The organism is Arthrobacter parietis (assembly GCF_039530425.1).
Lineage (GTDB): Bacteria > Actinomycetota > Actinomycetes > Actinomycetales > Micrococcaceae > Arthrobacter_D > Arthrobacter_D parietis.
The window spans coordinates 153466-179539 of sequence record NZ_BAAAON010000002.1; the positions used below are offsets into that span (position 1 = coordinate 153466).

Consider the following 26074-nt stretch of genomic DNA (forward strand, 5'->3'; position numbering starts at 1 on the left):
CTTCCGGCCCGGAGCCGGCACCGTTCACCTGCTCCCTCCTACACGGTAGTGGAAGACCTGCTGCTCTGTTGCCTTGGAGGTTTCGTGGCGCAGCACTCGCAGCGAAGGCCTCCCGCGGTACCGTAGTGCCATGCCTGAGATGCCTGAGGTACAGGGACTGGCCCACTTCCTGGCCGGCAAATTAGTGCCGGAGGACGGTGAACCAGCCCGGGTAGGGAACGTTGAGCTTGGCTCTTTCGCCGTGCTGAAGACTGCCGAGGTTCCCCTTGACGCCGTGTCCTCGATGACCTTCACCGGCGTGGACAGGAGGGGAAAGTTCCTCATCCTGAGCCTTGAAGGCGTGTATCTCGTGATGCATCTCGCGCGAGCCGGCTGGCTGCGTTGGTCTAACGCGCTTCCGGATACCGCCCTGCGGCCGGGCAAGGGGCCGATTGCGTTGAGATTGAGATGTTCGGAACCAGCAGGCTACGGATTCGATCTCACCGAGGCGGGCACAAAGAAGTCAGCAGCGGTCTACCTCGTCCGGAAGGTGGCGGAGGTTCCGGGGGTAAGCCGGTTGGGACCCGAAGCGCTGGACATCGGCCGGGAGCAGTTCATGGCAATGCTCCATGGGCACCGCAGCCAGGTGAAGAGTGCGTTGCGGGACCAGTCTTTCATTGCGGGAATCGGCAACGCCTACAGCGACGAAATCCTGCATGCCGCCCGCCTGTCTCCGTTTGCCCTCGCATCCAAGCTGACTGATGAGCAAGTGGGGGTGCTTCACGACGCGATGCACTCGGTCCTGCAATCGGCTATTGCTGCGGCCGACGGCAAGCCGGCGAAGGAGTTGAAGGATTCCAAGCGGCGGGAGATGAAGGTTCATGGCCGGACCGGTCAGCCCTGCCCGGTGTGCGGGGACTCTGTTCGTGAAATTTCATTCGCCGATTCCGCGCTCCAGTACTGCCCAACCTGCCAGACAGGAGGGAAGCAACTGGCAGATCGGCGGACCTCCAAATTTCTCAAGTGATTGGACATCGCCGGTCCTGGTGGCGGCTGCACCTTTCGCAGGCGACATCAATGACCCTAGGATCGAAGATGTAACAATCCGGTTCCAACTACGGAGGTCACCATGACGCATGATTCACACGACCGGGAAGACGACCGCCAGAGCGGGGATTCCACCAGCACGGAGCCGGAAGGAACCATACCCGACACCGAGGACGGTGTGGGCGCGACTACAACTGAGGAGCCGAGCAGCTTCGAACCGGAGGAAGACCCGGATGAGGACGGGGACTCCAAGTGAGGCACTGAGCGGTTTCTGACGCTGGAAGCTGCTAACCCAGTGACGGGGCGTGTGAGGGCGGTTCGGGAATGTGAACGTTTCCGGTCGTCACTCCGCCCGTGATCACGTCGGGTGTATCTGCCTGAGTGTCACTGGGTGTTGGCAGATTGAGGATCATGCCGCCGTCCTTATCGGAGTCGCTTCCCACGCGCAGCGCAAGCGCGACCTCATGCGCGTCAGGGCGCGACTGCGGATTTCTGGCGGTCATGCGCGTGAGGAGATTGACCCAGTCGGCGCCGAGGGACTCAGGAACATCCGGGTCCCGCAGGAGGCGGGCAACGGCGGCCTCGACGACGGGGCCGGGAAACGCCTTTTCCCCGGTAAGGCATTCCAGAAGCACCAGGCCGAGCGAATAGATGTCGCTGCTCGTTTCCACGTGCGCACCCTCTGCCTGCTCCGGACTGAGGTAGTTGGCCGTGCCGATGGTGGCGCCATGTGCGGTGGAGTGCGTTGCTTCCACCATTCGGGCAATGCCGAAGTCGGTGAGTTTGGGGTAGAGGCGGGTGTCCTGCTCCCCGGAGTGGTACATCAGGATATTCGCAGGTTTCACGTCGCGGTGGATGACTCCCTGCGAGTGGATGTAGGCCAGCGCATCCGCGAGATCCGCACCCAGTTGAGCCACGTGCTCGGAAGGAAGCGGACCGGATTTCAACAGCTTGCGCAGATCCAGTCCGTCGACCAGTTCCATGACAAGGAAACTGGTGGTCTTGCCGCTGCCGTCATCCTGCAGGCCGGCATCATGCAGCGTCACCAGCCCGGGATGGTTCAGCGTCGAGAGCAACAGGGTCTCTGTATGCTGACGCCGGTAATCGTCATCATCGGAGGTGGTGGGGTTGAATACCTTGATTGCCACGTCCCGGCCGAGGTTTCGGTCCAGTGCCCGAAACACCGATGCTGCGCCGCCGGTACCAATCAGCTCAATGGGTTGGTACCGCTCGGCCAGGAGTTCATCCACGTGAGACCTCCGGGGAAGAAAGAAAAGTTATGGGGGTGAAGAGCAGGTGATAAGCATGCTGATCACCTCTAACATTCTACCCTGCGCGGAGAGATGCGGAAGACCGCCCCGCGCCGCAGCCTCAAACGTTCAATAATTGTTACGCGGCGAGGAAATTGATGGCCGCGCTCTTGAAGGTCCGGGACGTTACTGCGTTGGTATGGGTTCTTCCTGGGAGCCAGAGTATTTCCGCATGACCGCTCAGCTCCGCCAGTTCCGGAATGGTCTGCGCTCGTTCGTCCTTGTCTCCGGCCACCAGGAGGAGCGGCATGTGAGGTATGGCGTCACGGGGCACGAAAGGCTCTCGCTTGATTGCCTCTACCATGGTGAGCAGTGCAAAGACGTCGTTTGTCGGAATAAGCCGTGCCATCCGAAGCAGACTGCTGGTCGACTCGTCGGCGATGGGTGACCCGTCGGTCAGGAATCGTTGCGCGGCTGCCAGGTCGAACGCCGCCAGCGGATCGCCGCTTCCAGGTCCGCCAAGCACCATACGGTGCACCAGTTCCGGTTGCGTGGCGCCGAATTCCCACGCCAGACGTGAACCGAGCGAGTATCCGATGATGTCGACGCCGCTGCCCGGCTGACCGTCGGCGAGGGGGTGGACGTGTGCATCGAGCAGTATCTGGAGCAGGTCCGCCCGGATGCGGCTGGGGGAGTAGGAGTCCATTTCTTCGGGAGCCGTACTTGATCCATGACCGGGGAGGTCGAGGGTGACGACTTTGCGGCCGGCGTCAGTAAGGGCACGAATCCAGCCGGAATCTTCCCAATTGAGCCGGGCCGAGGAGGCGAACCCGTGAAGGAGCAGGATGGGGCGCAGTGCTGACGGGCTCGCGGGCTCGTGGACAAGGACATTCAATCCCGGGTTTGTTCCCTCAACCAGATGATCGCTGTGACGTCCCATGAGTTCCTCCCCGGTGCTCTTGCTGCGGTCTTTCCTGAACTCTAGCGTCCCTTGCCGGGACTCGTACGAAAAGAAAAAGCGGCAGAGAACTGTGCTTCATTGAACAGATCTCCGCCGCCCGGCCAGCAGTGGCCAACCCGTGTGACTTTAGTCACCGCTTCTGCCCGGATGCAAATTGGCTGATAGTGCTTCGCTGTCATTCCCGGAATCTTCCGGCATGTCCGTCATGGAGCGCATCAATTCGGCGCCGATCGAGGTGCCGCGCTAGAATCACTTATAGTCATGATGACTATAAGTACGGAGGGTGAAGGGAGAGCCAGCATGAGCGCAACTTCAGCGAACGTCTCCGAACGACGCGTGCAGCCGCCGTCGTTGGCTATCTCCACAGTGATCTTCGCCCTGCGCCCGAGTGAGTCCTCGGGCAGGCCAACGCTGTGGTTGCCGTTGGTCAGGCGAATTCGCCAGCCGTACCTTGGCCAGTGGGCGCTGCCGGGTGGACCATTGGCGCACTCAGAGTCGCTCCAGGATGCGGCATCGCGCAACCTCCTCGAGACCACCGGGCTTGCACCTCGTTATCTGGAGCAGCTGTACGCCTTCGGAGGCCTGGACCGGTCTGCGGGGCAGCGTCTGGTGTCGATCGTGTACTGGGCGCTGGTTCAACCGGACGAGGCAGCGTTGACGCGCGAATCCGAGAACGTTCGGTGGTTCCGCGCGGACCGGTTGGAGTCGCTCGCCTTCGATCACAACGAAATCGTGAAGTACGCGCTCTGGCGGCTGCGCAACAAGATGGAGTACGGCTCGATTGCCTACCACCTTCTGGGCGAACGGTTCACGCTTGCGCAGGTCCGGGAGGTATACGAGGCGGTGCTCGACAAGGAACTGGACCCCGCCAACTTCCGTCGGCAGCTCCGTTCAACTCCGCACATCGAACCTACTGACGAGCACCTCACGGGCACACGGCACCGGCCACCGCGGCTCTACCGCTATGCCGGGCCCGTCCCGGACGGCAGTGTCAGGCAACCCCTGCCGGCCTCGCCTTGAAGGCACGCCCAGACCACCAAACACCCACCGGCTCACCGGAGCCCGTTTCCATCAGGGAGAACCACCATGACGAGCATTAATACCGCCATCCAACTCATGTCCCGCCAGGACGCCGAGCGGTCAAGCGCACGCGGTGGTACCTGCAGCCCGGACCTCGCGAGGGGACCATGGGAGTTCGACATGCCTGGCGTCTCCAATCAGGGTCCGGACTACGGGCCCGGCGCTTCGATGACTGACACGGCGCCGGTTTCAACGCCGCGGCAGGAGGTGCTTCCAGAGGAATACCAGCGGGCCGGTGAGGTGGAGCTCGAAGCGCGGATCCTCGCAGCAAAGGAAGCGATGGGCGAGCGCCTTGTCATCCTCGGCCACTTCTATCAGCGGGACGAGGTCGTCAAGCACGCTGACTTCGTGGGAGATTCCTTTCAGCTCGCCAACGCGGCGCTAACCCGGCCCGACGCCGAAGCCATCGTGTTTTGCGGAGTGCATTTCATGGCGGAGACCGCTGACATTCTGTCCAGTCCTGACCAGACTGTCATTCTGCCGAACCTTGCCGCGGGATGCTCGATGGCGGACATGGCTGACGCCGATTCGGTGGCGGACTGCTGGGAACAGCTCGAGGAGCTTTTCGGAACAGAGCCCGACGACGCCGGCCGCCAACCGGTCATCCCGGTCACCTACATGAATTCCTCAGCTGCGTTGAAGGCCTTCTGTGGCCGCCACGGCGGCATCGTTTGTACGTCGTCGAACGCTGCCACAGTGCTCGACTGGGCGTTCGAGCGGGGCCAGCGCGTTCTCTTCTTCCCGGATCAGCACCTGGGCCGGAATACAGCCAAAGCCATGGGGGTGCCGCTCGAGCGGATGCCCATGTGGAACCCCCGCAAGGTGCTGGGCGGCAACACCGAGCAGGAGCTCCTGGATTCGCAGGTCATCCTCTGGCACGGCTTTTGCTCCGTGCATAAGCGTTTCACCGTGAACCAGATCGAGAAGGCACGGGCTGATTACCCCGGGGTGAGGGTCATCGTGCACCCGGAGTGCCCCATGCCCGTTGTGGACGCCGCTGACGAAGCCGGGTCAACGGACTACATCCGGAAGGCAATCGCTGCGGCAGAGCCGGGTTCCGTGTTCGCGGTGGGGACAGAGATCAACATGGTGAACAGACTCGCCGCGGAGCATCCCGAGCACACCATCTTCTGCCTGGATCCCGTCATCTGCCCGTGCTCGACCATGTACCGGATCCATCCGGGCTATCTGGCATGGGTGCTTGAGGGACTGGTCGCAGGAGTGGTCCGCAATCAAATCGGAGTCGACTCCGACGTGGCGTCGGATGCACGGGTAGCGCTTGAGCGAATGCTGGCGGCCAAACCGTGACCGCCGTCCTCGTCATCGGCAGCGGAATCGCGGGGCTGTACACGGCGCTGGAGGTGCGCCGGCGAACTGATGCGCAGGTCACCGTTCTGGCCAAGGGCGCGCTTGTCGAGAGCAACACCTGGTACGCACAGGGCGGGATTGCTGCAGTGATTCCTGAGCCGGGCCAGGCCGGCGAGCGCCGCTTAGGCCTGCAGAATGACAGCATCGAGTCGCATGTAGCCGACACCCTTGCGGCAGGAGCGGGGCACTGCGACCGACGGGCCGCGCGCATTCTCTGTTCGGAGGCGGCCGCCCAGATTCAGAGGCTGGTGGATCTTGGAACACTCTTCGATCGCACCGCGGATGGTGATTTCGCAGTCGGTCGGGAAGCCGCGCACGCAGCCTCAAGGATTCTACATATTGGCGGGGATGCCACCGGGGCGGGAATCGCGGCTCCGCTCGTCCGTGCCGCTCAGGCGGATCCCGGCATCGGCGTGTGGGAGCACGCTTTTGCCGCGGACCTCGTCAGGGACAACGGGAGGGTAACCGGCGCCGTCGTCGTGCAGAACGGTGTCCATCGTGTAGTTTCCGCTGACGCGGTTGTGCTTGCGACAGGCGGTGCGGGAGGGCTCTTCCAGCACAGCACCAATCCGTCCGTGGCCACAGGCGACGGCGTCGCGGCGGCCTGGCGCGCCGGCGCGGCGGTGGCTGACCTCGAGTTTTTCCAGTTCCACCCGACATCGCTGAACGTCGCCGGGCATCCGCTCATTTCCGAGGCGGTGCGTGGGGAGGGCGCAGTGCTGAGGGACGCCTCAGGGCGTCGGTTCATGGCTGATTATCATCCTGCCGGTGAGCTTGCTCCGCGTGATGTTGTCTCCCGCAGCATCGCACTGCATCTTGCGCGGACCGGAGGGGAGGAAGTTTTTCTTGACGCGACGAACCTCGGTGCGGACTTCCTCGCTCAGCGGTTTCCGACGTTGAGCGCAGTGACTGCGCGTGCAGGCTTCGACTGGACACGCGACTTGCTCCCGGTTGTCCCTGCTGCCCACTACTGGATGGGCGGAGTGGTGGCGGACACCGCAGGACGGACGTCCGTACCTGGGCTGTACGCCGTGGGGGAGGTTGCCCGAACCGGAGTGCACGGGGCCAACCGGCTCGCGTCCAACTCGCTGCTGGAGGGACTGGTGTTCGGCGCGCGGGCTGCGGAAGCGATCGCCGCAGAACGCATGCAGTGGCCGGCGGTCGAGGCGGAGGCGCTGAGCCTGGCGCCCGGTTCGGTACGCGCGGCCCGCGCTGACGTGCAGCGGGTGATGTCCGACCACGTCTCCATCCTGCGCGAGGATGCGGGGCTCCGTATTGCCTCGAAGCAACTCGCCGATTGGCATTCGAACGGCTCTTCTGTCGCGGAGCGGGAGACCGCGAATCTGCTCCTCTGTTCCCGGCTCGTCGCAGCGTCTGCGCTGGCACGCGCAGAATCGCGTGGAGCGCATTACCGAGCAGATTTTCCCGACACCTCCGCCCCCGAGGGCAGCCCCATCATCCTGAGGAGAGCTCCGTGAATTTCACACCGGCCAGACCATCCCCGGCCGACGTCGACCGCATTGTCGCAGCCGCGCTCGCCGAGGACGCGCCGTGGGGAGACATAACCTCGCAGGTACTCATTCCGGAGGAGGCACACGCCGAGGGGGTCGTTGTAGCGCGCGAACCAGGCATCTTCTGCGGAAAGCAGGTCATCGAGGCTTCCATGCGACTCACCGACCCGCGGATCCGCGTCACGTTCAGTGTGCGGGACGGCGACGCTTTCGACGCCGGCGCTGCGCTTGCTGCGGTGTCCGGTCCCGCCCGGTCGATCCTCACCGCTGAACGGGTCGCCCTGAACCTGGCGCAGCGACTGAGCGGTATCGCTACGCTCACCGGCAGATTTGTTGCGGAAGTAACCGGGACCGGTGCGCGCGTGGTCGATACCCGCAAGACAACTCCCGGACTGCGCGTCCTGGAACGCCATGCGGTGCGCTGCGGCGGAGGGGCCAATCATCGCTTCAGCCTGTCCGATGCAGTGATGGCCAAGGACAACCATCTTGCGGTACTGACCCAGGGCGGTGCGATCGGCCTTACGGAGGCACTCCGGGGAGTGCGGGCCAGGTTGCCGCATACCGTCCATTTCGAGGTCGAGGTTGACCGGCTCGATCAGATCGAGCCGGTGCTGGCAGCAGGCGTCGACACGATCATGCTCGACAACTTCAGCCTCGAGGATCTGGCCAGTGGAGTGAAGCAGGTCGCGGGGCGCGCGCTGGTGGAAGCAAGCGGCAACGTCCGGCTCGAGTCGATCGGCGCTATTGCGCGCACCGGCGTCGATATTATCTCGTCCGGTGCGCTCACCCACAGCGTCAAGGCACTGGACCTCGGGTTGGACATCCATATCGATGCGCTTGCGCGGGAGGACGGCTCCGGCTCCACCCGCGAAATTCCCGGGAGCGTGCGGTGATCTATCTCGATGCTGCGGCCACCACTCCGGTTCGCCGGGAGGCACTCGAAGCGATGTGGCCGCTGCTCACCACCGACTATGGTAATCCGTCGAGTTCCCATACGGTCGGTGAATCGGCCGCGCGCGCTCTCGACTACGCACGCCGTCTGGTGGCCAGGGAACTCAACTGCAAACCGAACGACGTCGTCTTCACCTCGGGCGGCACAGAGGCTGACAACCTGGCAATCAAGGGCATATCCCTGGCCCGTCCGAAGGGGAAGCATATTGTTGCATCCGCAATCGAACATCCGGCCGTCCTGGAAACGCTGGACTATCTGCAGCGGTTTCACGGCTTCCGGATATCCCTTCTTCCTGTAACCGCGGAGGGACTGGTGGAGGAAGCGACTCTCCGCGCTGTCCTCACGGAAGAGACCACGTTGTGCACCATCATGTACGCGAATAACGAGGTGGGGACGGTGCAGTCAATTCCAGCGTTGGCCTCGATCTGCCGGGAACAGGGCGTTCCCTTCCACACCGATGCAGTGCAGGCGGCGGGATGGCTGCCGCTGGATAGTGCAGAGCTCGGCGTGGACGCTCTCAGCATCTCGGGTCACAAGCTCGGCGCGTCGAAGGGCTGTGGTGTTCTGTTCATCCGCTCGCGCCTTCCATTGGAACCGCTCGTTCATGGAGGCGGGCAGGAGCGGGGGAAGCGGTCAGGTACTGAGAATGTAGCGGGTGCGGTGGCCATGGCGACTGCCTTGAAGCTTGCCCAGCAGGAGCGTACCGCAAATACAGCGGCCTCGATCCTGCGCCGTGACCATCTGATCAGCGCCGTACTTAAGGGGGTCGAGGGCGCACTCCTGACGGGTCACCGGGAGCAGCGGTTGCCGAATATTGCCTCGTTCTGCTTTCCGGGCGCCAGCGGCGAGGCGATCCTGCTGGAACTGGAGCGCGCCGGAGTCGTGACCTCAAGCGGTTCGGCCTGCGCGGCCGGCGCCAGCGAGCCCTCGGCGGTTTTGCTGGCGCTGGGCCTGGGACCGGACATCGCCCAGACAGCACTGCGGTTGTCGTGGACGGCCGCAACGAGTGATGCAGAGATTGCGCTCGCCGGGCGCGCGGTTGTCGCTTCAGTCAGGAGCATCCAGAGTCTTGGAAGCCGCACGTAAGGCCGTCATCAACCCTGCCGTTTCGGCTGGATTTTCTATCTGCGCGAAGTGTCCGGTGCGGTTCAGCACCACGCTTTGTGAATGCGGCATGAGGGCAGCCAGGGAACGCAGCTCGCCGGGCGGGGTGAAGATGTCCTTGCTGCCGCGAGCGAGAACTACGGGGGCGGTGATGGAGTGCCAGGTGCCGGCGTCGTACTTTTTCAGAGCGTGTGCTGCAGCAATGAAGGACGCCGGCCGCGCATCGAGCGCAAGGTCAGCGAACACGGGGCGCTGCAGGTCAGAAGGGGCGGCGAAGAACGGGCCAAGGACGAGCCTCAGTAATCCCGCGCGCTCTGCCCGACGCAGTAGCCAGGGGGCTGCTCTCCCGAGTATCCGCAGAATAAACATGAGTCCGAACATGCCAAGAAGCGGTGCCATGGAGGGATGGCGGAGCGGGTGCTTCAGGGCGGCGCCGGCTGTCAGTGCGGTTGGTGAAAGAGCGACGACGGCGTGCGTTTCTTCCGGATGCGACGCCGCAATGTCCAGCGCCAATACCGCGCCCATCGAATGCCCGAAGAGGTACCAGGACCGGTAGTTGAGACCCCTCAGGACCTCGGCGACGGCCCTGCCCTGCTGCTCAACCGTGAAGGGCAGCATGCCGGGGGATTCTCCCCAGCCCGGCAGGTCAATCATGACGTGGTCGCAGGTGTCCGGCAGCACTGGACTCCGAACGAGCTCACGGAACGTACGCCATGAGCCCGATGCGCCATGCAGCAGAACCCATGGCGGGGTGTTCGGTGTGATCCGGGCACTCGAATGGGCCGGGCGTATGCGCACTGCGACTGATCCCAGGGATGTATGGATGAACCGCTTCATGTAGGTGATTCTGCGCCGCTCCCGCCGCGGATGTCTCCGAAGTGGTGTGCTTCACTGCATAGAGTGGACATCAGGTCATTCGAAAGGAGCTGTTATGAAACGCACCGTCGGGTCCCGTGCGCTGGGGGCTGTGCTGATTCTCGCCGTCGCAGCCACCATCACCGGCTGTGACGACTTCGTTGTCGGCGACCGGCCGCCTGCCAGTCCTGCTGCAAGTGCAACGAATGATGCTCCGGCTTCGGCAAGCGCCAGCCCTACTCCCGTTGCGCTTCCCATGCTCCCGGAACGGACGGCGCCGGGGAATGGATGGACCGCATTCACCGACGAACAGAGACTTGTCAGTTTCGAGGTGCCCGAGGACTGGACGGTGGAGCCGATCGAAGATCCGGGTGAGGGGTATGACGAGGGAGGCCTGCACTTCGACGTGTCGAACGCGGAGGGCGCCAGCATGGCAGAGCTGCATACCCGAATCATCCCGCCCTCCGAGGAATGCGGCGAGGAGGCAGCGAACCCGTACATCGTTCTGACCAGCGAGCCGGTTGATGTTCCATCCACAGCAGAGGCAGAGGGCTCGATCGAGCCGCGCTTTGTTGTGCGGCTCATCCAGGGCTACCGGTTCTTCAGCTCGTATGGGATCACGGACATGGTGGGCGGAGCCGATGGAGCGGCGTGTGTCCTGAACAACACAGTGCAGGGACCGGGGCACATCGGCCTGTACGCCTTCGGCGACGGCATCCAGCTCCAGGCACTGGATCCGACGCAGGTCGGCTCGCGGACGGAATCATTTGCGACCATCGCCGAGGCCCAGAAGCGATTCGATCAGGAGGACTTCGAGCGGATCCGCCGGATGATCATGTCCCTCCAGGTTGCGAGCTGACCTGGCGCCGCTTTCCTGCTTGGAAGCTCCGTTAGCGTGAAGCTCTGCGAGCGCGACCTACTCGGAGACGGCCTTGCTCACGTCAGCGGGCAGCATGCTTACTATCGCGTTCGGTTCAAGGGCAGGGATCAGGCGGCAGGAAGCCCCGCATACGTCACACCGGTCAGCTCTTCACTCGCCGCCCAGAGCTTCGCAGCAACACCCTCGTCGAGGACTGACGGAGCCGGAGCTACCAGCACGGCGTTCCCGTGGGTTTCGCCCGGTCCATCCGGGCCGTAGTAATCACCACCATGAACGTGCGGGCCGGTTGCTGCAAGAAGGATAGGCTGTGCGCCGTCCACATCCGACTGGCCCATGATCCGGAAGAATCCGCCCATGAGATCGAGCACGGCTGCTCCGCGCATCCCGGCCGTCAGGTTGGTCGTTGACAGACCCGGGTGGGCGGCAACTGCGATCAGCGGCCAACCGGCCGCCCGTACCCGCCGGTCGAGTTCCATGGTGAACATGAGGTTCGCGAGCTTGCTCTGGTTATAGGCCTTCCAGGCACGGTACCGGGCATCGGAATTCAGATCGGAAAAGTCGATGTGTCCGCGCTTGTGGGCCAGGGAAGAGACCGTCACAACCCTCGCGGACGGAGACTGCCGCAGGAAGTCCAACAGCAGGCCGGTCAGTGCGAAGTGCCCCAGATGGTTGATGCCGAACTGCTGCTCAAAACCATCAACCGTGCGCTTCAATGGTGTGGCCATGACTCCGGCATTGTTGACCAGGAGGTCCAGGGGGCCGGTCCAGTCTCGAGCGAACGAATGTATCGACTCCAGGTTTCCGAGATCGAGCTGCCGCAGCGTCAGTGACCCGCTGCCTGAGGCAATGCGTGCCCTCTCCAGCGCGGCCGCTCCGCGTTCCTCGCTGCGGCAGGCCAGAACCACCGACGCCCCGCGCTGGGCCAAATCGATGACGGTCTGTAGCCCCAACCCGCTGTTGGCGCCGGTCACAACGGCGGTCAGGCCGTCCAGGCGGTGGTTTGCGGAGCTGTCAGTGGTAGAGCGATTCACCAGGGGCGCCTTTCTCGTCGTACCGTGTTACAGCCAGTGTTTCAGACCGGCACCGTTCACCGCTCATCGACATCCGCCAGGAGCTACCGGAATGAATCGATCAGTCACGGCTCGTCTCACCGCAAATACCCGGGCCAACACCTCAATGGCCTTTTCCGTAGCGGTGGCGCGAAACTCCGGGTATTCAGCGGTGAACGAAGTCCTTGAGATCACGGCCAACGGAGAACCGGTAGCGCCAACCCCCATCCGGGACAGCCATGGCGGGATCCTCCACACGCTCACCCTCGAGCAGCCGTCGGTGCTCGAACTGACCTACCGGGCCGAGGTGCGGGGTTCAGCTGCCGCGCCGGAGGAGGACGACGCCGACCTCATCCGGTACGTCCGCCCAAGCCGATATTGTGAATCCGATCGGTTGCTGCCGACGTCGTACAGTCTGTTCGGAAACCTGCACGGCAGCGAGCTGCTGGCCGCTGTGCGCGCCTGGGTAAGCGGCAACATCAGTTATGTCTCGGGATCATCCCGGCCAACCGACGGTGCCACGCAGACACTGCTTGACCGCAGAGGAGTTTGCCGCGACTACGCCCATCTGGTGATCGCGCTGCTGCGGGCCAAGGACGTACCCGCGCGCCTGGTGTCCGTTTATGCTCCCGGCCTGAATCCGATGGACTTCCATGCGGTGGTTGAGGCCTGGGTGGACGAAGCGTGGCATGTCGTCGACGCAACAGGGCTCGCTCCTCGGACCAACCTGCTGCGCATCGCAACCGGGCGGGACGCCTCGGATACCGCGTTTCTCTCCACGGTCGGCGGGAGCCTCACCCTGGACACGCTGCAGGTCACCGCTGTGGCAGACACCTTGCACGACGACGACGGCACCTCGCCGGTCCAGCTCGGCTAGCGTAGAGCGGCCGGCCGTCCGGCTATTCAGCCAGCCGAAAGCGGAGCGAAGCGAGCGGAAACCGACGAAGCCGACGACAAGTGGCGCTCAGTCCGGCCGGTGAGCGCCGTCGTCGTGCTCCAGGCCCGCCCGGAGCTTGGTGGTCAGGGTCAACAGCTGTTCCATTTCCTCTTCGTTCAGAAGGGGACCGAGCAGCGCGTGGATGGCACGCACGTGTGCCGAACCGATCTCGCGCTGCAGGCGACGGCCTTCGTCGGTGAGTGACAACAGCACACCGCGCTGATCATCCGGCGCCTGCCTGCGCTGCACGAGGCCCTTGTGCTCAAGGCGCTCAGCCATCCGGCTCAGGCTTGGCTGGCTGATCAACAGATGGCTGTTCAGCTCGTTGAGCCGTGTCCAACCGGTGGGACAGCGGCTGAGGTTGAAAAGGACGTCATACTCCCCGATGGCGAGCGTCTGAAAGGAAGGATCCCGCCGGAGTCTGCGCATCACCGCCACCTGCGCCCGGAAGAGGGACTCCCAGGCGTCGGCAGTGAGGCGCAGCGGTGTCGCCGGAGACTCAGGCATGGGCAGACACCGCAGCCATCCGGTTCTCGAAGGTCGGGGGAGCGGGTATCGAGGCCGGCGTGCGCTCAGCAAATTCCTTGCGCAGCGTGGGCAGCACATCGGAGCCGAACAGGTCCAACTGCTCCAGGACGGTTTTCAGCGGAAGTCCCGCGTGGTCCACGAGGAACAGCTGGCGCTGGTAGTCCCCGAAGAACTCCCGGAAGGAGAGCGTCTTGTCAATCAGCTCCTGCGGACTGCCGACGGTCAGGGGTGTCTGCGAGGTGAAGTCCTCCAGCGACGGCCCGTGCCCGTAAACCGGTGCATTGTCGAAGTAGGGGCGGAAGTCGTTCACGGCGTCCTGGGACTTCGGCCGAATGAAGAACTGTCCGCCGAGCCCGACAATTGCCTGCTCGGGTGTGCCATGGCCGTAATGGGCGTACCTCTCGCGGTAAAGCGAGATCAGCTGTTGGTAGTGCTCCTTCGGCCAAAAGATGTTGTTGGCGAAGTAGCCGTCGCCATAATAGGCGGCGATCTCCGCGACCTGCGGCGTGCGGATGGTGCCGTGCCAGACGAAGGGTGCAACACCGTCGAGCGGCCGGGGTGTGGAGGTGAAGTTATGCAGGGGGGTGCGGTGCTTGCCCTCCCAGGTCACCACGTCCTCGTCCCAGAGCCGGCGCAGCAGATGGTAGTTCTCAACGGTGAGGTCCACGCTGTCCTGCGGATTTTTGCCAAACCAGGGGTAGACGGGCGCCGTGTTGCCGCGTCCCAGGATCAGGTCCACCCGACCATCGGCGAGATGCTGCAGCATCGCGTAATCTTCGGCGATCTTGACCGGGTCATTGGTGGTGATCAGCGTGGTCGAGGTGGAGAGGATGATCCGCGACGTCTGCGCTGCCACATAGCCAAGCATGGTGGTGGGGGAGCTGGGAACAAAGGGCCGGTTGTGGTGCTCACCGGTCGCGAAGACATCCATGCCGACGTCTTCGGCGTGCTTGGCGATGGTCACCATCGCCTTGATGCGCTCGTGTTCGCTCGGTGCTTTGCCGGTGGTGGGATCAACCGTTACGTCCCCGACGCTGAAGATACCGATCTGCATGGGATTCCTCCTCCTAGAAGTACATGCATTTGCATCTACTGTACTCCGTAACCAGCAGGCTCCGGGATTTGTTCCCGTTCACGACCCACCGCAGCACGCCGCTCCCGCCGGCCTTCGATGAGGCGGTAGAGCACCGGAACCAGTACCAGGGTCAACAGCGTCGAAGAGACAAGACCACCAACGACGACGACGGCAAGCGGTTGGGAGATGAACCCGCCTTCTCCGGTCAGACCGAGGGCCATCGGGGTCAGGGCGAAGACCGTTGCAAGGGCCGTCATCAGGATGGGACGAAGACGTTGCCTGGACCCGCGGGTGACTGCATCGGCAACGCTCAGCCCCGGCGAACCATTCTGCGGCCGGCGGTACTGGTTGATCAGGTCAATGAGCACGATCGCGTTCGTTACAACGATGCCGACCAGCATGAGCATGCCGATCAGTGAGGGCAGCCCGAGCGGGATTCCCGTGAGAACAAGCAGGGCAATCGCACCGGTGGCCGCGAAAGGAACCGAGACGAGGAGGATAAGCGGCTGGATGAGGCTCTTGAACGTTGCCACCATGATCACGTACACGATCGCCACCGCCGCCCAGAGCGCGAGGAAGAGCTGGCCGAAGGAATCAGCTTGCTGTTCGGACGCGCCGCCCAGTGTGGCAGTGGCCCCGGCTGGCAGCGTGACGGCGTCCAGCCGCTCAGTGACGGACGCCGTCAGTGCGCCCAGATTGTCCTGGGACGGCGTGATGGAAACCTGCGCTGTCCGCTCGCCGTTTGAACTGGTGATCGTCAGCGGAACCTGGACCTCTTCCACCGTGGCGACATCCGTCAGCGGGATTGGCCCGGCCGGCGTCGGCAACGAGAGATTGCGGAGTTGGTCCACGCTGGTGATTTCCGTTCCCTCACCGATCAGGATGGGGTAATCCGTGGCATCGAGCCGGACGGTGCCTCCCGGAACGGCGCTGATGCTGCCGCCCAACAGCGCGCCGATCTGGCCCTCGGTCAGCCCTGCCTCCACCGCCGCGTTCCGGTCCACGCTCACCTGGATCTGCGGCTGGGCGGCGGCGAGGTTCGACGTCACATCGCGAGCTCCCGGCACCCCCTGCATGGCGGCGACGACGGCCTCGCTTGCCTTAGCGAGGACGTCCGGTTCGGGAGCAGTGATATTGATGTCCACCGTGCTCGACGTCCCTAATCCACCCTGTTGGTTGGACAGCGAGATCTCGCCCGCTCCCTCAAGCTCGTTGAGCGCGGAGCGAACCTCGTTCTGCAGCTGCTGCTGGTCTGCGTCCTCCTCGGTAGTCACGGTGAACTGCGCGGTGGAAGCGCCGGCGGAAAAACGGGCTCCGACTGCCCCCGCTGCGTTCCCGACCGTGACCTGCACGTCACGGATCTCCTCGAAACCGGCCAGCGCTTCCTCCACGCGCCCCGCTTCGGCAACGGTGTTCTCAAGACTTGACCCCGGCTGCTGGCGCTGGATGACGCTGAAACTGTTCTGACCGGTGTTGCCCAGGAGATTGGTCTGCATGAAGGGAACCAGCGCCACTGTTCCGGCAAGCACTAGCGCTCCGGCCACCACAGTCCACACCGGATGGTGTTGGGTTATCCGGAGGATGGGAAGGTACCCCCGCTGGAGCCAGGACCGCTGCTCCTTTTCCTCAGCGCGGTGCCGCTGCTCCGCCGCAGCAGTCGCAGCCGACGCCGGATCTGCCTGATCGGCTGCGATCCGCGTCCGCGGCAGAAACCAGTAGGCCAGCACCGGGACGATTGTCAGCGACACAGCCAGGGACGCCAGCAGCGCAATCGTGACGGTCAACGCAAACGGCCGGAACAGCTCACCCGCCAGATCCCCGACAAAGGCGATCGGGGCAAAAACCGCCACCGTGGTCAGCGTGGAAGCTGTAATGGCGCCGGCAACCTCGCGGATGGCGGTGAGGATGGCCGAGCGTTTGTCCTCGCCGTAACTGAGGTGACGCTTGATGTTCTCAATGACCACGATCGAGTCATCAACGACCCGGCCGATCGCAATAGTCAGCGCACCGAGCGTCAGGATATTGAGCGAGTAGCCGGTAGCCCACAACCCGATGAACGTGATCAGCAGCGACAGCGGGATGGACACTGCGGTCACCAGCGTGGACCGCGCGGAGAGAAGGAAGACCAGAATAACGACGACGGCGAAGCCCAGCCCCAGCAGCCCCTCGGTTGTGAGGTCGGCGATGGAACGCTCGATGAAGGGCGCTTGGTCGAAGATCACCGTGATATTCGCGCCGTCGCCCAGTTCAGCCTCAAGCTCGGGGATCAGGGCAGTCACCGCATTGGAGAGAGTCACGGTATCTGCGGACGGAACCTTCGTTACCGTGAGCGCGAGTGTTTCGGTGCCGTTGGTACGCGTGATGGACGTGGCGTCGTCGTCGGCTATTGAAACCTCCGCAACCTCCCCAATTGTTGCCGGGTCGGTGGCGCCTGTACTGGCTTCCGGTGGCAGGATCGGCAGGGCGCGGATGTCGTCCAGCGACTGCACGGGACTGCCCGCCTGGATCGTAAGGGAACGTTCGCCCTCCTCGAGGGTGCCGATGGGAAACAGCTCGCCGTTGTTTTCGAGGGCGTCGATGATGTCGCCGGTGGATAGTCCCTGTGCAGCGAGATCTTCCTGGCGGGGAAGGATGGAGATGTGCTGTTCGGCACCGCCGGTGATCTCGGCGCTGCGAACACCCTCTACCTTTTGAAGCCGCGGCACCGTGAGCCTCGTCAGTTCCTCGCCCAGTTCGCTCAGGGAGCGGTCTGAGGACACGGCCATGAAGACAACGGGGAGGTCGTTGATGCTTCCGGCCAACGACTGCGGCTCAACGTCGTCCGGCAGGGCAGAACGTACGGTCGAGATGGCGCGGTCCACCTGCCCTCGGGCGCGGTCCAGATCCGTACCGTAGGCGAACATCAAGCTGACGGTGGAAACGCCGTTCCGCGACGTCGTCGAAGACGATTCAAGGCCTTCGACACCGCTGAGGGCACTTTCCAACGGTTCGCTGACCTGCTTGTCCAGGTACTCCGGCCCGGCCCCAGGCAATGAGGAAACCACAGTGATCTGCGGGAACTCCAGCGAGGGGATGAGCTCCTGCTTCAGGGAACCCATGGCGATCACACCGAACACCGCCGCACACACGGTGATGAGGGCAATCAGTGCGCGGTTCGCCAGGGATAGCTGCGCCAAACGGAACATCGGTTCTGCCTTCTGCGGGCATCCAGTCCTGGCGGCACCGCGGTCTAGTTGAGTCCCAGGACCCTGTCAGTCATTGACTGGATGTCATCGGCAAGCGACTCATTCTCGTTGAGCTTCGTGCCGTAGCCGGGGATCATTTCCTTCAATTTGGGCTCCCAGTCAGCAAGCTGGCCGGGGAAGCAACGACGCATGAGCTCAAGCATGATCGGCGCCGCAGTCGACGCCCCCGGAGATGCTCCCAGCAGGGCACCGACAGTGCCGTCTGCGGAAGTGATGACTTCCGTGCCGAACTGCAGAACGCCGCCCTTCCCGGGTGCCTTCTTGATGACCTGTACACGTTGCCCGGCGCTGATCAGTTCCCACCGGTTGCCATCAGCTGCGGGCAGGAACTCGTTGAGGTACTCATTTTTCGCCTCACGCTTCTTGAGCACCTCGCTGATCAGGTATTTGGTCAACGGGATATTGTCCTTGCCTACCGCCAGCATGGGCAGGAGGTTGGACGGGCGGATCGACGTTGGCAGGTCCAGCAGTGATCCGCGCTTGAGGAACTTGGTTGAAAAACCGGCGTAGGGGCCGAACAAGAGCGAACGTTCGCCATTGACGTAGCGGGTGTCGAGGTGCGGCACGGACATGGGCGGGGCACCGACCGACGCCTGCCCGTACACCTTGGCGTTGTGCCGTGTCACGGTCTTTGGGTTGGTGCAGCGCAGGAACTGTCCGGAGACCGGGAATCCGGCAAAACCGCGGCCTTCGGGGATGCCGCTCTTCTGCAGCAGATGCAGCGCACCGCCGCCGGCCCCGATGAAGACGAACCGCGTGTTCACGGTGTGCGCTTGCCCGGTTGCCCGGTTGCGAACGGTGACATCCCAGCGGTTCTGCGAGGTCTTCGAAAGATTGATGACGTCATGGCCGTAGCGCAGGTCAACGTCATTTTCGCCGAGGTAGCTTGTGAGACCGCGGGTAAGTGATCCGAAATCGACGTCCGTACCGCCGGTTACCCGTGATGCTGCGACGGGCTGACCAGGACTGCGGCCCTCCATGATGAGCGGAGTCCACTCTGCAATCTCCGCGTGCTCAGTGGCGAACTCAATGGTTTTGAAGAGTGGTTGCGTGCGGAGTGCCTCATAACGCCGACGGAGATACTCCACATTTGGTTCACCCCAGACGAAGCTCATATGCGGAACGGCGTTGATGAAGCCGCCCGGATCGCCGAGGTGGCCGTTCGAGACCATATGCGCCCAGAACTGCCTGGAGATCTGGAACTGCTCGTTGATGGCGATGGCTTTGGACGGGTCTACGGAGCCGTCCTTGCCTGCCGGCGAGTAGTTGAGCTCGCATAGGGCGGCGTGGCCGGTCCCCGCGTTGTTCCAGGGGTCGGAGCTCTCGAGCCCAGCGCGGTCAAGCCGCTCGAACAGAGTGATGCTCCAGTCCGGCTGCAGTTGCTTGAGGAACGCACCCAGGGTGGCGCTCATGATTCCGCCGCCGATAAGAACGACGTCAGTGTGATTCGCGGGCTTTCCCGCCTGGCTGTCAGCAGTCACGATGGGTCTCCAATAGCAAGGGCGCTAGCCCTAGAAGCGTAGCCTCTGGCAGAGGCGTTCCCTAAATCCGAATGCCGCACGGCGCAGTGATCCTCGTCCCAGTGCTCCGCCGAATTCACCCGGCTGGCAAGGTGCCGAATCAGTTCTCGGTTCAGGGGACCGGTTGTTCAACATCAGCGAGGTCAATGCTGTTGAAAACCTCGTGCATGACCGGGCTTACGGGGTAGCTGAGCACACGGGGAGACACCACTGCGGCCGAGATGGGAAAGGCGAGCGGAACGGCAGGAATGTCAACGGCGATGCTCTCACTTATCTCCTGGTACGCGGCAACGCGCTCCTCACCGTTGGGCAGGGTGACTGCCCTGGCAATCTTGCTGAAGAGCTGGTTGTCACGGAAAGCGAATTCTTCGCTGTAGCTGCCGAACAGGGCGCCCACGAAATTGTCGGGATCCTGGTAGCTCCCACTCCACCCGAGCAGGTGGAACGCACGGTTATCGTCATTTTGGACGGTCTCGATATAGCCGTCGGCCCATTCGGTCGGGACGGGCTGAAGATTGAATCCGGCGGCCGTGAGCTGACGGCTCAGCTCGGCGTACACCTTCTCCGGTGAGGAGAGATAGGGACGGGAGACGTTGCGGGGATAGTGGAAGGGGAGCGGCTCACCGCTGTACCCGGCCTCGTCCAGCAGTTCCCTCGCCAGCTCAGGATCGTACTCGTAATCGGTGATCTCTTCATTGGTCACCCCGAGCTTCGGCGGAATGAACTGGTTGGCCGGGCTGGTGCCGGCCAGGAAGCGGCCCTCGATGAGTGCATCTTTGTCGATCGCGTGGGCTACTGCCTGCCGGAACAGCACATCGTCGACGCCGGGAAAGTCCTGGTTCATCCCGAGGTACAGGACCGAATATGGATCGCGTTGCAGGATCTGCTGGCCCTCCCGGGCGAGCTCGGCGGCGTTGTCCACGGTCACGAGGTCGTATCCGTCGATTTCCTCGCTCAGCAGCGCACGCAATCGGGCAGCTGTGTTCGGAATGGTACGAAAAGTGACGGTCTGAATTTCACCCGCCGTGCCCCAGTAACCTTCAAAAGCGCTCAAGGTCACCTCATCCGCGGACCAACGGGTGAACGTGAACGGACCCGTTCCGACCGGACTGAGCGCGAACTCCGACAGTTGCCTGCCATTTCGTTCAACAGTCAGCTGGTTCGCGTTGAGCTCGTCGAGCGCTTTTGGCGAGGCCATTCCGAAGGCAGGCAAAGCAAGGGCGGGAATGAAGGACGTGAGGCGACCGGTCAGCCGGATGAGCACGGTGTGCTCTCCGAGCGGCTGACACGAATCGTAGACGGATTCCTCAGGTTCATCAGAGAAGGCTTTGAACACGGACTTGAACGCGATGGTGGCGTCCAGTACCCGGGTTTCGGGAGGCATCGTGTACCAGCGCTCGAAGTTTGCGCAGACCGCTGCGGCGTTGAACGGTTCGCCATCGTGGAAGACAACGTCCTGGCGCAGATCGAAGGCGTAGGCGCGGCCCTCGTCCCGTTCCTCCCATGACGTGGCCAGGAGCGGCGCCGGTTCTGAGGTCAGCGGGTCGATTCCGACGAGACCTTCCAACATCTGCCGGGTGATTCGGTAGGACTCAGTGTCTGCAACAAGTGCCGGATCAAGGCCGGTAGGCGTCGCGGCAGTGCCGAACGTGAACGTTGCGGTGGTGGTATCGCCAACCGGAGCCGCCGGCTCCGCACTGGTGGCGGGCGCCGTCGTCGTTGTTGGTACCGGCGTGGCTGCAGTGCACGCGGTCAGGCCGAGCACTGCTGCTCCCGCCAGCGCACGCAGGAACGGTCCCGACAGCTTACGACGGCGGTGCGTTGGGCTGGCTGGCATGGTCTCCTCGGGGCGCGCGTGCAGTAGGGCACGACTGCGGGCGGAATCTCCAGTTTAGGTCACGAGACTGAAGGGAAGCTGATCGCGGTGCATCGTACGACACGCCCGACACACAAAAACGGTGGGTATCTGCATCGGAGTGCAGATACCCACCGTGTCCCTGATCCAGATTAGAGGAGTCGAATCAAGGAGTCTTTGTCAGACGATTGCTCGCCTGGACTGCCGTGCCTGTTACCCGGGACTGACTACTCGCTCGGGGGCATCAGGATGGAGTCGATCAGGTAGACCGTTGCATTGGCGGTCTGAACGCCACCGCAGATGACCGCTGCGCCCTCTTCGCCGACGGTGATGGAGTCACCCTCGCCTTCGACCGTCAGCTCGGCACCGTTGAGCGTGGTGTGTGTTCCGGCAACCTCATCGGGAGCCAGCTGGCCCTCAACGACGTGGTAGGTAAGGATTCCGGAGAGGAGGTCTGCGTCGGTCTGCAGCGCCTCGACGGTTGCTGCATCGAGCGCTTCGAAGGCGTCGTCAACCGGCGCGAAGACGGTCAGCGCTTCAGATCCGTTGAGGGTGTCAACCAGATCGACATCAGGGTTGATGCCACCTGACACAGCGGCGGTCAGTTGAGTAAGCAGCGGGTTGTTCGAAGCAGCCGTCGCTACCGGATCCTGAGCCATGCCGGCTACCGAGCCGTCGCCGTCGGGCACCTGCTCCGCGTAACCTTCGCAGCCCGGGCCCACCAGGTTGGCGGCGGGGTCCATGGCCTCTTCGGTCATTTCCTCGGTCATCTCGGGTGCTGAGGATTCAGTCGTGGTTGATTCGGTGGTCTCCGAATCACTGGTGGCTGCTTCATCGCCACCGCCACAGGCTGCCAGGCCGAACATGGCTACAGCTGCGACACCGAATACGGAGAGATTCCTGCGCTTGAGAAGTTCCATTTCATTTCTCCTTCATTCATTCCGACCCCCACGGCAAAACGCGATGGTCTAATTTCCGGACGAACACATCGTGTCGATGTCTCACAGGTCATTCGGCTGAGCGATGAAGGTGGATGGGTGAGTGCTGAAAAAATTGTTGACAGCGGCTCGGGGCCGTGATTTCGCATTGGGGCTTAACGAGCCGGGCCCCCAGGCGTGAAGCCTGGGGGCCCGGATAATCGACGCCGATTACGTCTCCAGCTGGTAGTGCGCAAGGGGGGACTCGAACCCCCACGTCCGAAGACACTGGAACCTAAATCCAGCGCGTCTGCCAATTTCGCCACTCGCGCGTGGGCCTGCCGGCCGGCCAGAACGATCCGGCGCACGGTCCATTGTACTGGTTCCATCACGGGCAACGGATGCCGCTTACGGAGCTGCCGGTTTCGCGTTAGCTGATCCCTAAATCGCGGCGGAGCTTGGCTACATGACCGGTGGCCCTGACGTTGTATTGGGCGAGGCTGACCTGCCCGGATCCGTCGATCACCACTGTGGATCGGATGAGACCTTCATAGGTCTTCCCATAGTTCTTCTTTTCGCCCCACGCGCCATAGGCCTCTGCCACTGCATGATCCGGGTCGGAAAGCAGCGGGAAAGTCAGTGACTCCTTCTCACTGAAGGAGCGGAGCTTCGTTTCCGAATCGGGGGAAATTCCCAGGACCCTGTATCCTGCAGCGCCAAGCGAGGCGAGGTTGTCCCGGAAATCGCAGGCTTCGGTTGTGCAGCCCGGTGTCGCTGCTGCGGGATAGAAGTAGACGACGACATTCTCGCCGGCGAAGTCGCTGAGGGAAACGTCCGAACCGTCCGCGGACGAAAGCCTGAAATCGGGTGCGCGGTCCCCGGTCTGGAGTCGTTTTGACATATTGGTCTCTCTTTTCGGTCTCGATTGTGCATCAGCGGTGCAACTCTCCGGGTTTGCGGCCCGAGCAGTAGCTATCATATGTGGGTGGATTTCAAGGTCCCCAAGCGAAGCTACACGAGCTACGCGGGGTGAAAGGGAGTTTTTGCTGATGCCGCATCTCGAGCAATGGCCTACCGGTCGACTACTGACGACGGCCGCTCGGTTGGTGGAGCATGCGTGGAATGAACGGTTGGTTTCCATTGGTGTCACTCATGCCGGCGTGATTGCGCTCGGCGTGCTGGAAACCCAGGGAGCCATGACCCAGGCCAATCTTGCCCAGCTGGTGCGTGTCCAGGCGCAAACCATGGGCAAGACCCTGTCCCGCCTCGAACTGCGCGGACACATCTTGAGGACGCGCAGCGACATCGATCGCCGCAGCCATGCAGTCTCTATTACGCCCGCGGGCAGCCGGGTGCTCGGAGAAGCGAAAGATGTTGAGCGTACGCTCATCGCCGGCGAGGGGCTTGTCTCCAGTGAACTGAGGTCACACCTCCAGTCCGTCATTGAGGACCTCGGTGCCCCGCGCTGGAACTGGGAAGCTGATGGTGCGCCTGCAGCCTCACGGCGGGCTGGCCTTCCGGAGCCCGCGCTCATTGACGATTAGCGGGTCGCTCGGTTCTTGGAGTTAAAGCAGAAATCCTCCCGCCGGGCAGATGCCCAACGGGAGGATTTCTTTTTCTGTGCACCCCCCGGGACTTGAACCCGGAACCCATTGATTAAGAGTCAATTGCTCTGCCAATTGAGCTAGAGGTGCCTGCGGAATCCGGTCTCACCGCGTTCCGCAACAGCACTAAACCCTACCAGCACTGCGACGGAAAGTTGAAATCGGAGCGCTGCGTGTGAGCTATTGCATCTCCACCCGCAGGATCCTGGATCCACTGGTTTCATTAGTCGCAATGAGCAGGCTGCCGTCAACTCCCGCAAGAGTGTCCCTCAGCCGCCCGTGAGCGCCGTCGAGGAAGCTGGCCGGATTGCCGGCGGAACCTCCGGACACCGGTACACGCCAGAGCCGTTCACCCCGTAGACCGCCGATGTAGGCGACGTCTTCCACGATGGCCATGCCGCTGGGGGAAGCTGTAGCGGTGGACGGCCACACCACCTGGGCGTCAATAAAACCGCGCTGACCCGAAGCCCCGGTGACTGCAGGCCAGCCGTAGTTTCCGCCGGGCTCGATGAGGTTGAGCTCATCATCGCGCTCGGGGCCGAACTCGCTTGCCCAGAGCCGGTCCCCGGAGTCCCAGGCCAGACCCTGCACATTCCGGTGCCCCAGCGAATAGACGGCAGAGCCGAACGGACTATCCGGGGCGGGTTCGCCGTCAGCAGTAACCCGAAGGATTTTCCCGCCGAGGCTCGCCCTGTCCTGTGCGCTTTCTGCGTTGGACGCATCGCCCGTGCCGATGTACAGGTACCCGTCGGGGCCGAATTTGATACGGCCTCCGTTGTGGATGTTCGCCTTCGGTATGCCCGTCAGCACTTCTTCCGTGCCTTCAAGGCCACCGTTGCCATACGCCATGCTGATAACACGATTATCGTCGGTGCTCGTGTAGTAGAAGTAAAGGCGGGGGTCAGCCGTGAAGTCCGGCGGCACGGCAACGCCCAATAATCCGCCCTCGCCGTCGGCGTCGATGGCGTCCTGCACTACGCCGATGACATCAACCACGCCGTCGGTAATCCGTTTCACCTCCGCGCTTTCCCGCTCAGTGACGATGAGGCTGCCGTCCGGCAGCAACGCCATTGCCCACGGAACATCCAAGCCTGTTGCCACCTCCGCGGTGACTGCCGGAATTGGCTGCTCGGACACCGACGGCGCCGGTTCACCGGCGGTGGCACCCAGGGAGGTCGGAGCCTGCCGGACAATGGGGGCGGGCTCAGGTCCGGCATTGCATGAGGTGACTCCGGCGAGCAGACAGAACGCTGCGGCGAGACCCCGGAGTGCCGGGGTGATTCCATCGTTCCGTTTTTCCTGCTGCGCGGTGCGCATGACAGACACGTTACGACGACGGAAAACGGCTGTCCATGGGCCCCACGGTCGTCCGGCTACGCTGATCGCATGACCGCTCCTACAATCCGTACCGTGACAGTGCCTGACCAATACCTTCTGGAAGCACTCAGTCCTGCACCCGCCGGAATCACCCTCGCAGTGTGGGACTTCAAAGGCGAACCCCTTGGGGCTGACCTGCGGGAGGTCGACGTCGCAGTACTGCCCTATATGGCCAGGGGCGATTTCAGCTCACAGCTGCAGTCAGCTCCCGCGCTCAAACTGGTGCAGACCCAATCGACCGGGTATGAGGGCGTGCCGGAAATGGCAGGTGCCGGGGTTGCCGTCTGCAGTGCCGCCGGCGTCCACGCTGCGGCTACAGCCGAAATGGCAATCGGACTCGCCATTACCTCCCTTCGCGGCATCAACGTCGCAGTGTTGAACCAGCGGGAGCGGGTGTGGAAGCCCGAACGATTCCCGGGCCTTGCAGACCGCAGAGTGCTGCTCCTGGGAGTTGGCGGCATCGGAGAAGAAATAGCCAATCGACTCGATGCCTTCGAAGTCGAGCTCACGAGGGTCGGCAGGACAGCGCGTACCGACCAGCGCGGGCAGGTGCACGGCAGCGATGAACTTCTCGGACTGGCTGCCAACCACGATGTCCTGATTATCATTACGCCGCTGTCGGACTCCACCCGGGGACTGGTGGGAAGGGACGTGCTTGCGGCGTTGCCCGACGGCGCCCTCGTCATCAACGTTGCACGGGGCCCCGTGGTGGATTCGGAGGCACTCACGGCTGAGGTGGTCAGCGGCCGCCTGCATGCCGCAATCGATGTCTTCGATCCTGAGCCCCTTCCCGCGGATCATCCGCTCTGGGGTGCGGAAAACGCGATCATCACGCCCCACAACGGCGGGAATACCGGTGCGTTCCTCCCACGCATCGTGCGGCTGCTGCGGCGCCAGTTGGAGGCGTTCGCCGTCGGTCGGGAGCCGGTCAATCTGGTGGTGCCGGGACCGTGGGAAGCGGGGCGCCGCGACGTCTGAGG

The 26074-nt window shown here is 63.2% G+C and carries 23 protein-coding genes and 2 tRNA genes; 11 read left to right on the top strand and 14 right to left on the bottom strand.

Going from position 1 to position 26074, the window contains the following annotated elements; genetic code table 11:
* Positions 1-130 precede the first annotated feature (130 nt).
* Both ABFX19_RS08895 and ABFX19_RS08900 read left to right on the top strand, forming a co-directional pair.
* Positions 131-1006 carry an Fpg/Nei family DNA glycosylase gene (locus ABFX19_RS08895; RefSeq protein WP_277358572.1) on the top strand — a complete coding sequence of 292 codons (876 nt, stop codon included), beginning with the start codon at positions 131-133 and terminating at the stop codon, positions 1004-1006.
* A 102-nt stretch (positions 1007-1108) separates the two neighbouring features.
* Positions 1109-1282 (top strand): hypothetical protein, encoded by a 174-nt coding sequence (locus ABFX19_RS08900; RefSeq protein WP_277358571.1) that lies wholly within the window; start codon positions 1109-1111, stop codon positions 1280-1282.
* A gap of 31 nt (positions 1283-1313) precedes the next feature.
* Here the strand turns inward: ABFX19_RS08900 and ABFX19_RS08905 are convergent, their stop codons facing one another.
* Both ABFX19_RS08905 and ABFX19_RS08910 read right to left on the bottom strand, forming a co-directional pair.
* Complete coding sequence (locus tag ABFX19_RS08905) at positions 1314-2276, bottom strand: serine/threonine-protein kinase (RefSeq protein WP_277358570.1); 963 nt, start codon at positions 2274-2276, stop codon at positions 1314-1316.
* A gap of 139 nt (positions 2277-2415) precedes the next feature.
* On the bottom strand, positions 2416-3216 hold the full coding sequence (locus tag ABFX19_RS08910) for an alpha/beta fold hydrolase (RefSeq protein WP_346028129.1): 801 nt from the start codon (positions 3214-3216) through the stop codon (positions 2416-2418).
* Between the two features lie 321 nt (positions 3217-3537).
* Between ABFX19_RS08910 and ABFX19_RS08915 the strand changes: the two genes are divergently transcribed.
* The 5 genes from ABFX19_RS08915 (at position 3538) to ABFX19_RS08935 (ending at position 9234) form a co-directional block, all read left to right on the top strand.
* Positions 3538-4257, top strand: coding sequence for an NUDIX hydrolase (locus tag ABFX19_RS08915; RefSeq protein WP_277358568.1), 720 nt, complete (start codon positions 3538-3540; stop codon positions 4255-4257).
* A gap of 66 nt (positions 4258-4323) precedes the next feature.
* Positions 4324-5625: a quinolinate synthase NadA gene (gene nadA / locus ABFX19_RS08920; RefSeq protein WP_277358567.1), complete on the top strand. Its 1302-nt coding sequence runs from the start codon at positions 4324-4326 to the stop codon at positions 5623-5625.
* Positions 5622-7163 (top strand): L-aspartate oxidase, encoded by a 1542-nt coding sequence (gene nadB, locus ABFX19_RS08925; RefSeq protein WP_346028130.1) that lies wholly within the window; start codon positions 5622-5624, stop codon positions 7161-7163. The genes nadA and nadB overlap by 4 nt, the downstream gene beginning before the upstream one ends.
* Positions 7160-8089, top strand: coding sequence for a carboxylating nicotinate-nucleotide diphosphorylase (nadC, locus tag ABFX19_RS08930; protein WP_346028131.1), 930 nt, complete (start codon positions 7160-7162; stop codon positions 8087-8089). The genes nadB and nadC overlap by 4 nt, the downstream gene beginning before the upstream one ends.
* Positions 8086-9234, top strand: coding sequence for a cysteine desulfurase family protein (locus ABFX19_RS08935; RefSeq protein WP_346028132.1), 1149 nt, complete (start codon positions 8086-8088; stop codon positions 9232-9234). The genes nadC and ABFX19_RS08935 overlap by 4 nt, the downstream gene beginning before the upstream one ends.
* Here the strand turns inward: ABFX19_RS08935 and ABFX19_RS08940 are convergent.
* Complete coding sequence (locus tag ABFX19_RS08940) at positions 9196-10089, bottom strand: alpha/beta fold hydrolase (RefSeq protein WP_346028133.1); 894 nt, start codon at positions 10087-10089, stop codon at positions 9196-9198. The genes ABFX19_RS08935 and ABFX19_RS08940 overlap by 39 nt on opposite strands.
* Positions 10090-10183: 94 nt before the next feature.
* On the opposite strand from ABFX19_RS08940, the gene ABFX19_RS08945 reads away from it, so the two are divergent.
* Positions 10184-10966, top strand: coding sequence for a hypothetical protein (locus ABFX19_RS08945; RefSeq protein WP_346028134.1), 783 nt, complete (start codon positions 10184-10186; stop codon positions 10964-10966).
* A 128-nt stretch (positions 10967-11094) separates the two neighbouring features.
* Here the strand turns inward: ABFX19_RS08945 and ABFX19_RS08950 are convergent, their stop codons facing one another.
* On the bottom strand, positions 11095-12018 hold the full coding sequence (locus ABFX19_RS08950; RefSeq protein ID WP_346028135.1) for an oxidoreductase: 924 nt from the start codon (positions 12016-12018) through the stop codon (positions 11095-11097).
* A 91-nt stretch (positions 12019-12109) separates the two neighbouring features.
* Between ABFX19_RS08950 and ABFX19_RS08955 the strand changes: the two genes are divergently transcribed.
* A complete protein-coding gene (locus tag ABFX19_RS08955; RefSeq protein WP_346028136.1) occupies positions 12110-12913 on the top strand; it encodes a transglutaminase-like domain-containing protein in 804 nt (267 codons plus the stop codon).
* An 87-nt stretch (positions 12914-13000) separates the two neighbouring features.
* Here the strand turns inward: ABFX19_RS08955 and ABFX19_RS08960 are convergent, their stop codons facing one another.
* The 8 genes from ABFX19_RS08960 to bcp all read right to left on the bottom strand — a co-directional run bounded on the left by ABFX19_RS08960 (position 13001) and on the right by bcp (position 23014).
* Positions 13001-13480 (bottom strand): MarR family winged helix-turn-helix transcriptional regulator, encoded by a 480-nt coding sequence (locus ABFX19_RS08960; RefSeq protein WP_277358559.1) that lies wholly within the window; start codon positions 13478-13480, stop codon positions 13001-13003.
* Positions 13473-14555 (bottom strand): LLM class flavin-dependent oxidoreductase, encoded by a 1083-nt coding sequence (locus ABFX19_RS08965; protein WP_346028137.1) that lies wholly within the window; start codon positions 14553-14555, stop codon positions 13473-13475. Before ABFX19_RS08965 ends, ABFX19_RS08960 begins: the two co-directional genes overlap by 8 nt.
* 35 nt (positions 14556-14590) lie before the next feature.
* Entirely contained in the window at positions 14591-17761 is a 3171-nt protein-coding gene (locus tag ABFX19_RS08970; protein ID WP_346028138.1) for an efflux RND transporter permease subunit, read from the bottom strand.
* Positions 17762-17805: 44 nt separating this feature from the next.
* Positions 17806-19302 (bottom strand): malate:quinone oxidoreductase, encoded by a 1497-nt coding sequence (locus tag ABFX19_RS08975; protein ID WP_277358557.1) that lies wholly within the window; start codon positions 19300-19302, stop codon positions 17806-17808.
* A 151-nt stretch (positions 19303-19453) separates the two neighbouring features.
* Entirely contained in the window at positions 19454-21178 is a 1725-nt protein-coding gene (locus ABFX19_RS08980; RefSeq protein ID WP_346028139.1) for an ABC transporter substrate-binding protein, read from the bottom strand.
* A gap of 245 nt (positions 21179-21423) precedes the next feature.
* Entirely contained in the window at positions 21424-22116 is a 693-nt protein-coding gene (locus ABFX19_RS08985; protein ID WP_056548173.1) for a fasciclin domain-containing protein, read from the bottom strand.
* 247 nt (positions 22117-22363) lie between these two features.
* Positions 22364-22445 (bottom strand) — tRNA-Leu (locus ABFX19_RS08990).
* A gap of 98 nt (positions 22446-22543) precedes the next feature.
* Positions 22544-23014 (bottom strand): thioredoxin-dependent thiol peroxidase, encoded by a 471-nt coding sequence (bcp, locus tag ABFX19_RS08995; protein WP_277358555.1) that lies wholly within the window; start codon positions 23012-23014, stop codon positions 22544-22546.
* Positions 23015-23162: 148 nt separating this feature from the next.
* On the opposite strand from bcp, the gene ABFX19_RS09000 reads away from it, so the two are divergent.
* Positions 23163-23657, top strand: coding sequence for a MarR family winged helix-turn-helix transcriptional regulator (locus ABFX19_RS09000; protein ID WP_346028140.1), 495 nt, complete (start codon positions 23163-23165; stop codon positions 23655-23657).
* A 77-nt stretch (positions 23658-23734) separates the two neighbouring features.
* On the opposite strand, the gene ABFX19_RS09005 is transcribed toward ABFX19_RS09000, so the two are convergent.
* Positions 23735-23807 (bottom strand) — tRNA-Lys (locus ABFX19_RS09005).
* Positions 23808-23897: 90 nt separating this feature from the next.
* Positions 23898-25034 carry a PQQ-dependent sugar dehydrogenase gene (locus ABFX19_RS09010; RefSeq protein WP_346028141.1) on the bottom strand — a complete coding sequence of 379 codons (1137 nt, stop codon included), beginning with the start codon at positions 25032-25034 and terminating at the stop codon, positions 23898-23900.
* A 69-nt stretch (positions 25035-25103) separates the two neighbouring features.
* Between ABFX19_RS09010 and ABFX19_RS09015 the strand changes: the two genes are divergently transcribed.
* Positions 25104-26072 carry a 2-hydroxyacid dehydrogenase gene (locus tag ABFX19_RS09015; RefSeq protein ID WP_277358552.1) on the top strand — a complete coding sequence of 323 codons (969 nt, stop codon included), beginning with the start codon at positions 25104-25106 and terminating at the stop codon, positions 26070-26072.
* The last annotated feature ends 2 nt before the right edge of the window (positions 26073-26074 follow it).